This is a genomic window from Paenibacillus sp. CB74 (assembly GCF_055687625.1).
The window spans coordinates 5,460,703-5,475,479 of sequence record NZ_CM146009.1 but is presented as its reverse complement, the minus strand read 5'-3'; the positions used below and the strand labels follow the sequence as shown (position 1 = coordinate 5,475,479).

The window sequence follows — 14,777 nt, the reverse complement described above, 5'->3', positions numbered from 1 at the left end:
CCATGATGTTTAAGCTCCTTACGTGAAGAAACCAAGCTATTTAGACTTATTATATTTAGATGTCTAACTATTGCATATCTAAATATTATCAGAGTCACTTCCTTTATGCAACGAGCATACCCATATATCCTTATTTTGGATTTGTATAACAGATCTCATTCATCTATTTTCATTCTTTGACATATGCATAGCTCGGCAACATGGCCGTGTACACCAATAACCGGACAGCAAAAAGACTGCTCCCTTCGCTAGGGTGCAGCCTTTTCAAAATTTCAACGATTTGTATAAAGAGGAACTCCAGCTCTTCCTTACAGTACACCTTGAAGGTTTGCAGGTTGATTTTCTTCATTCACCAGACCTTGAATAAAGGTCTCAAAATTGGGCGCAAGCCAAGTGATCTTGTAGTTTTCATTTTTATCCACATGAACAACCTCGGGCTCACCAGCATTGCCGGATTCACGATAATCCAGCATCACGATCTCCGAATCGGAAGGGCACTCACATAACACAACACCAATCTCGGGGTACCCTCCCTGCTCGATGATGTACCGGCTACCCGATTGACCACCTAACGAATGTGCTTTCTCACGTCCAATACCCAGTATTCCCTTGACCTCAACGCGAATTTTCTTGGCAGCCTCTGCTTGGCTAACAGGATAATACCGATAGTGGGGAACACCACCATTATGTAATTTCATCATGTTTATATAGGATGTTGGCAGCTTGAACACCAACTGCTCCTCCATTGACTCGATCTGTCCATCGGTAGGTGGGGCCAACACATATTGATCCACGGCTTCAGCACTGTCATTCCAAAAACCTGTTGGTTCCAGATGGCTATCCCTAACAGGTTCATATGAGATTTCAGTAACAGATGGGACGGTATCCACCGATTCATCTACGGATTCCTCTAAGAGTTCCTCTGAGGGCTCCTCCTCCATTTTACTTTTAATCCACTCTAGAAACTCCAGCGTATCTTCATCCTCAGGCTCCAATTCATCCGCTCTTTCGAACGCCTGCTGTGCATGCGCATACTGCTCCAGATAGTAATAAGCCAGTCCAATCCGATAATGCCAGAGTGGGTCACCTGTACCCTCTTCAGCAACCGTCAGGAATTGTTCAACCGCTTCGTCGTACCGTTCCAGGTTATTCAACGCTCGTCCCAGATGGTTAACCAGCTCATAATCCCTTTCTTCCACAGGAATCGCTTGAATTGAATCTACAATTTCCTGAAATTCATCTTCTTCATGCCACTCCTGCAATTGAACCAACAGATCGTCTCTCATTCCTTTGGCCTCCCCGTTCATTTACTCATGATTACGTATTGAAAATTATACCACTATCTAGATCACCTTCTCCAGCCAAGCCAGATCCTTGAGCCTGTCATGAATCAATATCTACTCATTCGCAATGCAAAATATAAAAAGGTAACCTGGACCCAGTTAAGAAAACCAGGCAGGCTACCTCCTTCATTTCTTCCACGATATTGCATTCTTAACTCAATTCAGTAACTCCACACAATCGTAGACCCATCCTGCACTTAACCAATTCCCTAGATCACTGGAACCACTGATCGGTGTAATGGTGATCGTATTGGAACCATTCACGAAGTAAGATGCTGGGACATTCCAGCTAAACGTTGTGTTGTTGTCACGGTAGGTACCAATCGTGAAGCTACGAGAATTGGGCTGTGAAGACGCGGCAGGGTTGGTTAATGCATGTCCATTAACCGTTACGCTAGGTCTGCCATTATTGTAGGCTGCGGTAATCCCGATATTGAGCATATGGGAAGATGCCGCTTGAGATGCATTCAAGTTAAACGTTATTGTGGTGGGTGAATTCTGACCACGGAATTGGATGGCCGGGAATCGATTGGTCGCGCTGCCCGTAGCATAGGTGACAGGCCCCCAGCTTGGATTACGACTATCGGACGGGTGACGGATCGGAATGGTCTATCCATTCAAGAACTCCCGTGGTGTACCATCCCAGTTACCGATTCGCCAGATGCTGGAGGCTTGACTCGGATCATTGTTGATCGTACGGGTATTCAGCGTCGTCGTTTGGCCTGCCGTGACATTAACCGTTTCTGTATATACCGCCAGTTCTCCCTTATAGGCTGTCATGGTGTATGTCCCTGGAATCATGCTATACTTGGCGGCTGCCCCACTTGAAGAGGTACCCACCCAATACTGAGCATTGCTATTGGCGAACCCAATCGTGTACGCGTACCCTGTATCCATCCCGGAGAGACCATTAAGCACCACGTTCCCCCGACTGGATACCCAGCCCTGCAGATTCAAACCAGACATCCAACTGAAATCAGGTACACTTGGCGTCCCCCCTGTGGTGAAGATCAGAGCGTATGGTCCGTGCAGACCCAGGCGCCAATTTTCCGTCTGTGCATGGCCCGAGTTCATATAATTATAGACTTCCGTCTCCGTTCCACTTTGGAACTGGATGTCACGGAAGAATGGGCCGCCAGAGCTTTTTTCCCGATTGCCGTAGGCCATAAATACACCAACGCCATTACCCGTCACTCCACGAACGGATAAGTCTTTGGCCTGATCATTACCATAATATTTAGAGGCAGACTGTCCATTGGCAAACCCGAACACATCCTGACTTTCAATCGCTCCAGTATTACCCCGGTTGTTAGAATTCGCCGGAACACCTGTCAACACACTACCATTACCGCGGAAAATGTACCGTAACTCTCCAATCGAAGGTTGAGCCGTGATATGCGTTGCCATGTATATGATGTTCTCGCCACCACGCGAAGCATAATAGTGAGTCAATGTGTTGGTGGAAACGGTAATTAACACCGTTGAACCCGAAGGTGACTTATTCCACGTTACATTTGCAGATGATCCCAACCCTGAGCCAATATGTGATCCCCTATTGCTGTTCAGCTCCGTGCCATTCATTTTGGCTGATATAATATCACCATTCGTTTTGTTCACTACATAGACTAATCCCGAACCGGTGTTCACTTCAATTCTGGAGCCGTTGTCTGTGACTTGGATGGTGGCTGCATGGCTTGTGGAGGCAGGGAAAACCAAAATCGTGGAAAACATGACGATGAGTAAAAACATACCTATTCCCTTTTTAACGAAACGTTGAGTCACGCAAATACTCCTCCTGTCAGATTAATTTGTGAAGCGCTTACAATATGATGTATAACAACTTAATTCCGTCTCATATCTATATGTCTGCATATGTGGGCATGTCCACAATCCATGGAATGTTATATCCGATTACGTATAGGTCACCACTTCATTTCAATTTATGCTCGCCCCCTTCTTAAAACACATTGCTGAATAAAAGAAATCTTACAATTTCAATAAAATAATACCATTATATTACATATAATCGCAATAAAAACGACGAATTGATCCGTTAGTAATTCTGAAAACGAAAAACGCAGCTTCAAAAGCTGCGTTCGCGGATACCCATCTAGAGAAGATATCCTCTCTTCCGAACAGGTATCCAAATCTCGCTTTTATATTGCTCAACAGTAACATCCTTGTGCTCATTCCATAACATTTCAGGACCCTCACTCAGCTCATAGTCCGATGAAGGAAACCACTCTGCGTAGATCCGGCCCCAGACCTCCTGAAGCGTGTCAGGGAAAGGACCCACGACCGTAAATACGGCCCACGTCGAAGCAGGAACCTCAAGCTGTGTCAGACCTTCAGGCGTTTCTTTGGTCGTAGCTGCGCCAATGTAATGATCCAGTTCTCCCTGTTCCGTCATACGCCCCTCACTAAAATGGGCCGAAGCACTAATTAAGCCCAGAGGCTGGACGTTCGATGCCCCCTTAATTGTATCAATTAAATCCGGTGTAAGCTGCTGGTACATCGCAGCGATCTCCGGATTCACCCCATTGAATACGATCGGCACCCTTTTACGAATACCCACGATTCGAAAAGCCTCTTTGTCTTCAATACGGTAGTTCATTTCGTTTCCTCCTTGAATGGTCAGTTGAAATGTCATCCGCGGGAAGGCTTTAAGAGATGGGCCATGGTTCCGCGCTTCGGAGGGCGTAGTGCCATGCAAGCTTTGAAATGCCCTAGTGAAAGAATCGGGCGATGTATACCCGTATTTCAGCGCAATATCAATAATTTTGCTGTCACTTTGACTTAACTCCATAGCCGCAAGTGTCAAGCGGCGACGCCGAATATATTCCGAGAGCGTTACACCACTTAGAAAAGAGAACATACGTGTAAAATGATACTCCGAGCAGCAGGCGATTCGGGAAATCTCTTTCATATTCAGGGCGTCCGTCAGATGTTCTTCCATGTAATTCAAGGCTTCATTTAACCGTCTCAACGTATCCATATCATCCCTCCCACACGTTAATTCAAGCTTATCAAAGTCATTCTCTCTGCATCCGACATTACCTGCACCTTTCTGTAGGCTCTGTGCACCCATACCAGAAAAAAAGAGCAGCATCAGCTACTCTTTTAATGTTGATACATACATATCGCGGTTTCAAGTCAAACAGGTCAGGCAAGATACTCCGCCATAATCTGCTCAATATCATACGGCGTCACGCCTTCATCGACCGCATAGATGGTATCGGCTTGATCCTTCGTGTCCACCAGTTCCCCTCTCGCTTTGGCGTGCAGCATGAACAAGTCATACAGATCGGGCTTGCGTAATGTGGTCAGCGCCTTACCCATCAGCACGATACCTTTCTGATTCCCCTCGACGTTATTGTAGTAATCGGGATATCTGGTCAGCGCCAGATCCGTCCAGATGATTGTTCGCTCAACTAGATCGAGAATAACAGGAATGGCAATCTGGGTGTCGGCAGTGATATCAATTTTGTTCTGGACGGTAGCTGGTTCATAGATTTCGCCTGAACCGGGCTTCTTGCGCATCATCCAGCCTGCAAAACATTCCGGCAAGTTACAGTACGGATGGCTGGTGAAGGAATGTAGTGTTGTCACCACATAACGTCCGCCATAATTCACGATGGAGGGGATATGCAGATCAATAAATTCACTTGCACCATAAGGTGCAGTCACAATATCCCCACTATGAGCCGCTTTGTATTTGACGGATCGCAGATTGGTATAGGAGATATGTTCAACGTAATTCCAATTCTCGTCATACATGACCGCCGACAAGTCAATATCCACACGCCCCGTAGGTGTGCCGTCCACCTCGCCCTCTTTCCACCAGCTGAAGAAACGTATCGTGTCACCTTCACCCATCGGGATGCGGCTTCCACGCACAATGGTTCGTAGAGCTTTGCTCGCGGATCGTTGTGAAAAAGGAACCAGATAATGCTGGAGACGTTCATCAATATACGTCTTTCCGAGTGCTGGGAAGTCAGCGAACCGTGTAATCAAGGCCTGCTCGCACAATTTCACGACTTCCTGACAGACCGCCTCGTCAAGTTCCGGCAGCTCATTCGGGATGCCAAAAACCTTTGCTACATTGCCTTTCGGAAAAAAGATCCGCACATCCGAGGCTTCATTCCGCTGTGCGAAATGCTGTCTCACCTGCAATAACACGGGTGTGGATACCTGTGCAGCCACTTCACCAAAGGCCAGCAGTACATACGCTTCATCTTCAGTTATCCGCAGCATGTGATCCAGTTTTCTCGCAAATTCACCTGGACGCTGCGACAACAGATCGATTAGACTCCATACATTTCGATATTGGAAGGCAAGCTCCACACTTCCGTTGAAGGTCGAATAAGGCTTATTATTACGCAAAATATCAAAGGCTTCATCGCATCGTGGATACCGAAGCTTATATTCCGAAGGATGCAGAATTTCGCCAAGGCGAATCCAGCGATCCTTATAACGCAGCATATCCTCCGTGATGGAGCCACATTGCTCCAATAATCCAAGCAAAAGGCGTCGCTCGCGCCGTTTGAACCTCCGGAAGGGAGACGCCGCAGCGAGACTGACATCACCATTCGACCAGGCAACAGCCAGACGCAGAACATCACTTGCCGTTTTAAAATATGGACCGATCCGGTCGATGTTCGCCTTTTCATGCTTCAGCAACGAGGAGACCACGAAGCCTACATTTTCTTTGAACGGAATCTCGGCGGGCAGAATCGCATCCACTTCACTTGGATCTGCATGCTCCAACACGGTATCGATATCTTTCTTGTCTGTTTCCGAGATGGAACCTTTCGCTTCAATGATCTGACGAATGAGTGTCTGGAAGGCTTGTTTGTTTCCCAAACCAATGACTTTCAAGTCCGTCTTCTCCAGCAAAGGCATTCTCTCCACAGATGGTTGATCCGGGTAGACCACAGTCAGATTGGTCAGATAATGAATAATCGCATTGAGATATAACTCCGCTTCATCCGCTTGCATCACCTGCATCGGGAATCCTGCATACATCGGTGTGTACTTCACATGTGCGCCGACCATTACTCTCAGATCAGCCACAAGTTGAATATATACGGTTTCAAATTGTTCCTTGGACAGCTGCCGCATCGCCTGCATTAACTTATCCGAGAAGGTGTATCCGAGCGTTTCAATATTCTTGAGGGCAGTCGCCAGGTGTGTCTTCGGCAACTGTTGCTTCCCTTCGTTGGGTTCAATGATGAGTTTGTTCGCTCTGCGCAAATAGATCGTATTGTTCATGATAAAAGAGTCCAGGAAAGCCACATCCCTATATAACATGAAAGGTTAGGGTTAGAAGGAAGGAATGTGATAGCCTGGACGCCTCCTCTCTGATAATGAAATCTTCAGGAGAGCTGCGACCCTATGATCTCCAATGATTGTAGAAGGAAGGATCGCAATAGCCTGAAGGCCAGCGATTCGAAGTTCGTCACCCGAATCTCTGGTGAACCCATCATCTCAGATTCCACGATATGCCAACAGGGTGAAAGTATTACGACACACCATTGAAATTCTTTTTTATATCCACCAAAAGATATATGTGGTTTATGATCTTTCCCAAATCCAGGGGGAGTGCTCAAAATTGTGTCGAATATAACAAAGAAGAACCCTAGAGAATGATGCAGAAACGAGGTTAGGACGATGGAACTTCAAAAATTATATTCTGATTATATACGGCTCAAATTCAATTGTGGAGTTAAGCCTGAGCCTTCGTGCACAGATTATATGGAGTATGGTTTGTATGAGGATAATAGTGCCGAACTGTTTATGGTATCCCACCCAGATGAGACATTTACAAACTGGATGTCGAGACTGCGTCCGAAAGATCCCTATTATGGATCAAGGCCAGACTGGAAGCCGACTCTCTCAGAACCATTTGAACAGCTCGATGTTTATGACGAAATGATTATGTATTATCTGTTATTTACCATCAACACCACGCTGTCGATCAACACGTATAACACCTACAGTGCCATGAATGAATTTATGAAAAGCTATAGCTTCTTCCAATTGTCTCAGCTAAGCGAAATTCCCCAATTCAGCGAGGAACAAAAGCATCTGTTACGTGACTTTTTCTTCTTTTTTTACCTCTATGCACACCCGGTTAATGAAGATACATTATATGCCTGCTCATTAAGCGAACAACACCTTGTACATACGAAGACCGACATTTCATTGGAGGATTATTTTTCAGCATACCATGATCACTACACCTTACTTCGAAATGAATACAGGGAACAAATCGTAATCACTGCTGAAGAGATCCAAGCCTGCAAACGTCTGACGCTGGAACTGCTATATACCATTGAAGGCCGATCTCCCAAGTTAAACATGCCTTCAGAGGAAGGTTTGGAACCAATCATCATGTTAATCAACAACGTGAGTCAGATGTTACAGTTGTATACAGAGGAACCGGAGGCATTATTCCAGATCATGCGGGATTTCCTTATTCAAGCTGAAGGTCACTCCAGTACATACGCTAACCACTGTTTCAAGACACTGCTTCAGAACTATGCTTCATATATCCTGTTTTTCCGATTTGATGAGGTTCAATTGCTGGTAGATGCTTTCAGGCATACCCCGGCTTGGTGCGAAATAATTGTTAGTAAACTGTTCAACGACTCCATCTTCCTTGAAAAGATCATGAGACTACAGCAGGTCAATCTTGACGCTTATCCAGACGTCACTATGTTCTTTAATGAAGAGGCACGAAAGATGATTTTGTAGCAACGATCTGGCCCTACAAAAAAATGCCTAAAAAAGCCTTTGCCGACCCCCAATGTCAGCAAAGGCTTTTCATTTTAAATTGTTTATTGATCAATCAAGTTGGTTACTTTCAACATTCTTGCAATCAATGCAGTGACCTCAGCACGGGTCATTGTGGTCTTCGGACTCAGAACTTCCGGTCCGTTCCCTTGGATGATTCCCGCTGCAATCAACTGGGCTACATCTTCTTTCGCCCAATTCGATACATCCGCTGCATCACTGTAACGTTCCAGTTCAGAGTTCATCTGATTCGGGCTGATTGCCGCATCCGGTTCAATCAGACGATAAGCACGAGCCACCATGGCAAATCCCTGCTCACGTGTGATTTCCTGATTACCGTAGAAGTTTCCATTATCGTAACCGCGAACGATACCGAATTCATTCGCAAGGGATACCGCATTGCGGAACCATGCCGAATTGTTAACGTCAGGGAATAGATTCTGTGGTGCATCCTGACGCATTAAGCCCAGTCCAAGTACTACAATCTCGGCAAACTCAGAACGAGTAACCTGACGGTTCGGGGAGAACGTGTTATCTCCGTTACCTTTCAGATCTAATCTCGCAGCGATGTTGTTCACATCAATTTTGCCCCAATGGGATCTGGCATCTTCAAAATCCTGCGGATTCCAGATAACTGAATAACTTCCGCTACTGCGCAAGTCATTAATGAGTGCATAGTAACGACTATCGATCTTGGTGACAACCGTTGGTACATGGAAGATGCTACCGTCCGGGTTGATGATTACGCCTGTTGTAATCCGGTTCGGATCGATCCCTTCCGGAAGTGCAATATACTTCGGTGCATAGCCGTTCAGCTGACCGGATCGAACCGTTTGTCCATCTTTTGAGAAGGTGAGATCCAGATCAACCGGTGTGACAAGTAGCTCGTATCCTTGGGATGCGGCTCTCGTTTCGGCGCTGTCAATCAACGTATCCGATGAACGTGCGATATCGATACGGACATCAATATCATTCAATGCTGCATTACCAAGCTGTCCAGATACACCATTCAAGTCCATTTTACCACCAGGTACCGGATAGATTGCCAGCGGATTGCTGATGTTTAGTTTGGAACCTTGATCTACTAATTGTTTCAGTGTTTCAAGGGTTAATCCATCCACCTTCATATCCCCATCATTCGGCGAATGAATGGCGAATTGCTGACCTGTGCCTTGTGACATAGCATCTTTCAGCTTGGCTGGATCAACTTGAACCATTGTTTCTTTGTTGTCAGATGGTTTGGATGTAGCAAATGGTTGATGACTGCCATCCCGGGTTGTTTCCAGATTATCCTTCACGGGTGCCGGAGTTGGCGTTGGTACTGGCGCAGGTGTAGGTGCTGGCGTACTTCCACTGTTGCCGCCCGTATTACCACCACCGCCATTATTGCCTCCACCATTGTTACCATTGTCACTGGATGCTCTGTTTACGTTGATTTTGTACTCCGTAACATGACCAAGTGAATCTGTGACTTTAACAACAATGGTATTTCCGCCAACTTGAAGCGGTAAATTCTCACTGGCACTACCACTTGTAACCTCGTTCCATTCTCCATCTCCAACCGCTATTTCAATCTTCGCAAGTGGATCAAGTGCCGTTGGCGTTAACTGGAATTGATATACGCTATTCGGCACAGAGATGGTGTACGTGTCTTTAGCCGGATCAAAAGCCGGTGACAAGCTTCCTGTGGATGGGATCAACGTTTGCAGCGTTGATGTGTCATTACCAATCACTTTGGTCAGACCCTCCTGGGCATCTACCAAATCCTGATACGCTTTTTCCACTTGTTCCGAAGTTGCATTCTCGTCATCGAACACGGATTGAGCAACTTCTAACGCCGTTTGCAGCGTTTGCCATGTTTCTGGCGTGTACTCCTCTGTGTCCAGTTCGCCTGTTTCGATCTTACCGTTAATCTCATCGATTTTGGCTTTCAACTTCGCCTTGTCAATAATAACAACATAACTTTTCCCATTTGATGCTTCTGAGTCTGCATATGCTGGATTGTTCGTCTTCGCTGTAACTGTCACCGTGTAGGCGCCAGCCTTCAACGGAGGTTCCAATTGCGACAGGTTCAGTACCGTTCCTGGCACCTCCACTGTACGCTTCGTACCATTTTCCATTTCGATCGTTACTTCATATTTATCTGCATGCTCAACGGTCTCCCATTTCAATTCATCATCGGTCAGTGTGACGTCTGGTGCTGTCAGAGAAGTCACAGCAGTTGCAATGGTAAAGTACGAATCCGGACCAAAATTCGAGGTATTAAGCGTTACTTGGCCGTTCTGAATTAAATGTAACGAGTTTGGATTACCAAATTGAGCATCATCGCTGATCACAAGATACTGAGGCAACGCTGAAATACCTTCGGTATCGTCTAACTGAAGAGTAATCTGTGATTCAGTCCAGTTTGCTTTCTGTACTTTGTAGATCCGCTCCATTCCAAGCAGTTTTACTTGATCCTTCGTCATCGGTGTTTTGAATTCAGTACTTGCTCCATTATCACCAAACGTAAAGAAAGAAGAGTCGTTTGAAAAACTATTTTGATTCGCAGAATTGGTATCCTCGATACTGTTGCCCAATGCCATCGTTAACATGGACCCCAATTCCTGCGCCTTGGCTTGTTTCTGCAGCAAGTTGCTCTGGTCATCTCGACCGATGCTTGTAACGCGATGGGTATAGGCTGCATTCACATTTGAATCCCAGATCGTAGCCATGTTTGAATCGACATATGAATTGGCTGTCGTCTGATCCAGCGTATAGCCGTATTTGATCGCCAGATATGTGCTCACTTTTTGGCGTTCCTCGTCCGTCAGCGCATGATCGTATACGATAATTTCTTCAATCGTGCCCTGCCAATGCTCAATGCCTGTAGCTGCTGGGATCAGTTTACCGACTACTGCTCCGCCAGAGTTCCCCGTATCCCATAGCTTAACATTATCTTTTCCCCAGTCATTTAATTGCTGTACCTGCTTCATTTTACTGTACAATCTGGCTTGGTTTATACCCGTATCCCCGCCTGTCCAAGTAACAAATTGCTCGTTCGGGAATGTCGTTCCCATAAATCCTTCGGCAGTATATAATGTCTGGTTCTTATCACTGTTAAATGTCGTCAAGCCGCCTCTTGTGTTATTCTGAAGCATTCCTATTCCAGTATAACCACTCGTTTGGGCTCCCCAGGAAATGATATAATTGATGCCTCCAGGTTTACTGGTTTTACTAACGGTAATAATTGATCTGGGAGTCTTCCCTTGTGGAAGCTTATTTACATCCAGATTCATAAAAGTTTTCATTCCGTCATATTCCAATACCGGATTAAAATTAATATTATGATTCTTGTCATCCCAATAAGTCGGTTGGTTATCGACCTCATCTTGTGTTGCGTTATTTACTTTACTGCCTTGATCTTCCCAAGTACTCACCTTCTGGCCGCTGGTAACTTCCATGCCCAGATCAGATCGAAGCCATAGTGAAGGAGAACCCACTCCACCTGGACCCGCTGTACTTCCACCATTCACCAGGGTAAGCCCTGTCCGTGCATTTGTTATTTCCTGAAGCGCGTTGTTGATTTGCTCTTGTGTTACATTCGGTTCACTTAGCACTTGTTCTGCTGTGTTCAGCGCATCATGAAGTGCAGTCCAACTGTCTGATGTATATTTTGATTCTTCCAGGTTCTCACCTGTAATTTCGTCATATTTGCCTTGTAGAACTGACTTGTCTACTACAGTAATATCCCTGCGTATTGGTTCAGCAGAGATCCCGTCATTCGTTGCTGTAACCTTCAATGTATATTCTCCAGGCGACAATGCAGAGGAAGGTGTGAACTCCCATGTTCCGTCTGGGTTGACTGTAGCTTCACCGACAACGTTCTTAGCTGGGTCCGATTTGTTTACCATTGTAATGGTTACCACGGCCCCAGATGTAACGGAACCTTTCAAGGTAGGTTTGGCACTCACCGTAGAAAGATCCGAAGGAGTATCCAGTTCCAGATTGACTGGCAATCGGTACGTCAAAATAACCTTATTCGCTTGATTATCATATGCAACCGCTGCGGTCGTATTGATATCTGATACGAAATAGGATTGATCCGCTGTTTGTGCAAGGTAACCTCCCCCACCAATCGCAATATCAACGACTGGATTCGTTACATCATCAGGCATAATATTAGCGTATACACCAACCTTCGCACCGGTCTGCAAAGGGTTAACCAATGTCAGATATGCACTGCCGGTGGCCGACGTGTTTTTCAAGTAAACGTTACGCTGTTCACCCTTGGTATTCAAGTTATCATATACATAGGCTGTTCCTCCGAAATCGAAACGGGCATCGGCGGCACTTCCCCGCATATACACAGCAACATTCCCAATCGTTTGTCCATCAGCATCTATTCCATTACCGGACAGAATATTACCCGTAATCTGCCCACCTGTCATAATAAACCTGGGCTTGCCAGATAACCCAATCCCAACTATGACACCATTACCATCTGCAGAAATTTCATTTTCAGTAATGATTCCGTCTTGAATCTCTACAACTCCCCCACTACCTGCACCAAGGAGAGAAGGAGGGTTATTTGCCAGCTTTCCCGTGATCCGGTTGTGGTGGATCCGTGTGCCATCCTGAATGACTACTGTTCCTCCAAGTGCTGCAATAACGCTTGCCGTACTTGAGCCTCCAGTTGTGACATAGTGATTCCGGACCTCAACATTTTTAAGCATCACCTTACCGCCCGTTACTTGCATCCCATAGATCGCTTGGTTGGTGGCAACATGATTACCGTCTATATCCACATTCTCAAATGTAATGTTTCCATTCGGGACCCGAATCAGATCTCTGTTCTTAAATTCCTCACCTCGAAGAATAGAGTATCTGTTACCTTCCTCAGATGTGATCGTAACTGTTTTTCCTGAAGCAGCAACAGTCCACACGTCATTCAGTGAAAGATTGCTTAATAAAACAATCTCCCCTGAGCCTGTAATTTCAGTTAGAGCTCTATTCATTGTTAAAAAGGGGGCTTCCTCTGTTCCCTCGTTTTCGTCATTGCCGATTGATGATACATAGAATATACTGTCCGCCGCCATGGCAATAGGCATTGGTGTGAACGCAGATGTGGTCACAATTACAAGTGACAATATCGACATTAGCATTACTTTAATTATTCTCAACGCTGTACTTCCTCCTTTTGTTCACTATCATTTTATAATTCGAATCAATTGCACTTAAAAATCGAACTCGTCCTGCTGAAATGTCCCCTTTTTTTGCTTAATGAACATGCCTCCCTTATTCGAAAATGTTCATCGCTCCTAAATGATCTGTGCTCCGTTGTGGAATCTCACCACATCGCACTTATTTTACACAAAGCCTCTTACCAAACTCTTACCAAACCTTTCTCTAACAAACACAACCAAAAAACAGCCCTGCACATGAAGCTGCAAGGCTGTTGATATTCAATTACATATTTGATTGTTTCCATTGCTGGTACCACAACTCCACTTCCAACCCAGGACGGAGGCCCGCCTCTTGTTCTAATGCAGTAACCAACTGATTGTATTGTGCGATCACGGGATCTTTATTGCCTAATTGATCATAAGTCTTCATTAACGCCAGTCCAACTTGTTCCAATGATGGCTCGAATTGCTGTACCCGATGATATAACGTGAGTGCTTCCGTGTGCTGTCCAAGCTCAATATAGTATTGTGCAAGCTGCATGGCGTGGTTACGCCAAAGTGCATGCAGCCGCTGACGCTCCAGCTCGGCCCATACGTAATCGTCCTCGCCATAATATTTGCCTTCATACTGATCTGAGGTCTGCCGATGTTCGACTACTGTGGAAGAAGATAATAAAGGCAATAGGTGCAGCCGATTCTCCCATTCTTCCGCGTCAATTCTGAATTCTCCCGTCTCCAGAAGATAACCAAACTGCTGATAGCGAATAAAAATTTTGTCTTCTCCCATGAATTCGTTCATCATGCTGCGTAAGCGATGGATGCCACTATGCAGATTGGATATGCCTCTCCGCTCATCCAACTCGGGCCACAATAGCTCAAGTAGCGTATCCCGTTTAATCGGTTTGTTTCGATGGTGGAGTAAATAGGCAAATAACTCTCTGATCTTGGTTGTTCTGAACTTCATAAGTTTGGGCGGCTCGTTCGGGTGCAGTTGGACCTGAAGCATTCCCAGACAGCGGATGACCATGGATGGCCCTTCTGCTGTATTCAGAGTTGCGGGCACCATTCGGCGTTGATACATCTTCATCGTTTTTTCCAAACGGTCACGCGTTACAGGCTTCATGATATAGTCCAGCACTTCAAGCCCGTAGGCCGTCAATGCATGTTCGTTATAAGCAGTTGTAAAAATAACCTCTGTTCCAGGGGAAACCTCATGAATCCGTTCGGTCGCCTCAATCCCGTTCATCCCCGGCATCTGTACGTCCATGAAGACGATTTCCGGCAGATGAATTCCGATCTGATCGATAGCTTCTTGTGCCGTCAGAAAAGAGCCGATCACTTCGCAATCCTCTCTCTCTTTCAACAGTTTGTTCAACCTGCTCAGAGCGAGATATTCATCATCTACCAAAATCACTCTCATATGCACAACTCCTCTGGCTCACTGATCATCCTTTAATCTATAATTTTACCATAA

8 protein-coding genes are annotated in these 14,777 nt (G+C 45.6%); 1 reads left to right on the top strand and 7 read right to left on the bottom strand.

What is annotated here, in order from left to right; translation table 11 throughout:
- Positions 1-308: 308 nt before the first annotated feature.
- The 5 genes from ACX9NY_RS24250 to ACX9NY_RS24230 all read right to left on the bottom strand — a co-directional run bounded on the left by ACX9NY_RS24250 (position 309) and on the right by ACX9NY_RS24230 (position 6,614).
- Positions 309-1,286, bottom strand: coding sequence for an SMI1/KNR4 family protein (locus ACX9NY_RS24250; protein ID WP_472475533.1), 978 nt, complete (start codon positions 1,284-1,286; stop codon positions 309-311).
- A 213-nt stretch (positions 1,287-1,499) separates the two neighbouring features.
- Complete coding sequence (locus ACX9NY_RS24245) at positions 1,500-1,943, bottom strand: polysaccharide lyase family protein (protein WP_472479387.1); 444 nt, start codon at positions 1,941-1,943, stop codon at positions 1,500-1,502.
- Positions 1,944-1,952: 9 nt separating this feature from the next.
- Complete coding sequence (locus ACX9NY_RS24240) at positions 1,953-3,125, bottom strand: rhamnogalacturonan lyase B N-terminal domain-containing protein (protein ID WP_472475531.1); 1,173 nt, start codon at positions 3,123-3,125, stop codon at positions 1,953-1,955.
- Positions 3,126-3,453: 328 nt separating this feature from the next.
- A complete protein-coding gene (locus tag ACX9NY_RS24235) occupies positions 3,454-4,338 on the bottom strand; it encodes an AraC family transcriptional regulator (RefSeq protein WP_472475529.1) in 885 nt (294 codons plus the stop codon).
- A 167-nt stretch (positions 4,339-4,505) separates the two neighbouring features.
- On the bottom strand, positions 4,506-6,614 hold the full coding sequence (locus tag ACX9NY_RS24230) for a TerD family protein (protein ID WP_472475527.1): 2,109 nt from the start codon (positions 6,612-6,614) through the stop codon (positions 4,506-4,508).
- Positions 6,615-7,013: 399 nt separating this feature from the next.
- Between ACX9NY_RS24230 and ACX9NY_RS24225 the strand changes: the two genes are divergently transcribed.
- Positions 7,014-8,099 (top strand): hypothetical protein, encoded by a 1,086-nt coding sequence (locus ACX9NY_RS24225; protein ID WP_472475525.1) that lies wholly within the window; start codon positions 7,014-7,016, stop codon positions 8,097-8,099.
- Positions 8,100-8,182: 83 nt separating this feature from the next.
- Here ACX9NY_RS24225 and ACX9NY_RS24220 read toward each other — a convergent pair whose 3' ends face one another.
- Positions 8,183-13,300: a DUF8202 domain-containing protein gene (locus ACX9NY_RS24220; protein WP_472475523.1), complete on the bottom strand. Its 5,118-nt coding sequence runs from the start codon at positions 13,298-13,300 to the stop codon at positions 8,183-8,185.
- A 286-nt stretch (positions 13,301-13,586) separates the two neighbouring features.
- Positions 13,587-14,723, bottom strand: coding sequence for a response regulator (locus tag ACX9NY_RS24215; RefSeq protein ID WP_472475521.1), 1,137 nt, complete (start codon positions 14,721-14,723; stop codon positions 13,587-13,589).
- Positions 14,724-14,777 lie beyond the last annotated feature (54 nt).

Coding starts and splice junctions, on each gene's coding strand:
- ACX9NY_RS24215 (WP_472475521.1), bottom strand. CDS start 14,723: ATGAGAGTGATTTTGGTAGATGATGAATATCTCGCTCTGAGCAGGTTG.
- ACX9NY_RS24250 (WP_472475533.1), bottom strand. CDS start 1,286: ATGAGAGACGATCTGTTGGTTCAATTGCAGGAGTGGCATGAAGAAGAT.
- ACX9NY_RS24230 (WP_472475527.1), bottom strand. CDS start 6,614: ATGAACAATACGATCTATTTGCGCAGAGCGAACAAACTCATCATTGAA.
- ACX9NY_RS24225 (WP_472475525.1), top strand. CDS start 7,014: ATGGAACTTCAAAAATTATATTCTGATTATATACGGCTCAAATTCAAT.
- ACX9NY_RS24235 (WP_472475529.1), bottom strand. CDS start 4,338: ATGGATACGTTGAGACGGTTAAATGAAGCCTTGAATTACATGGAAGAA.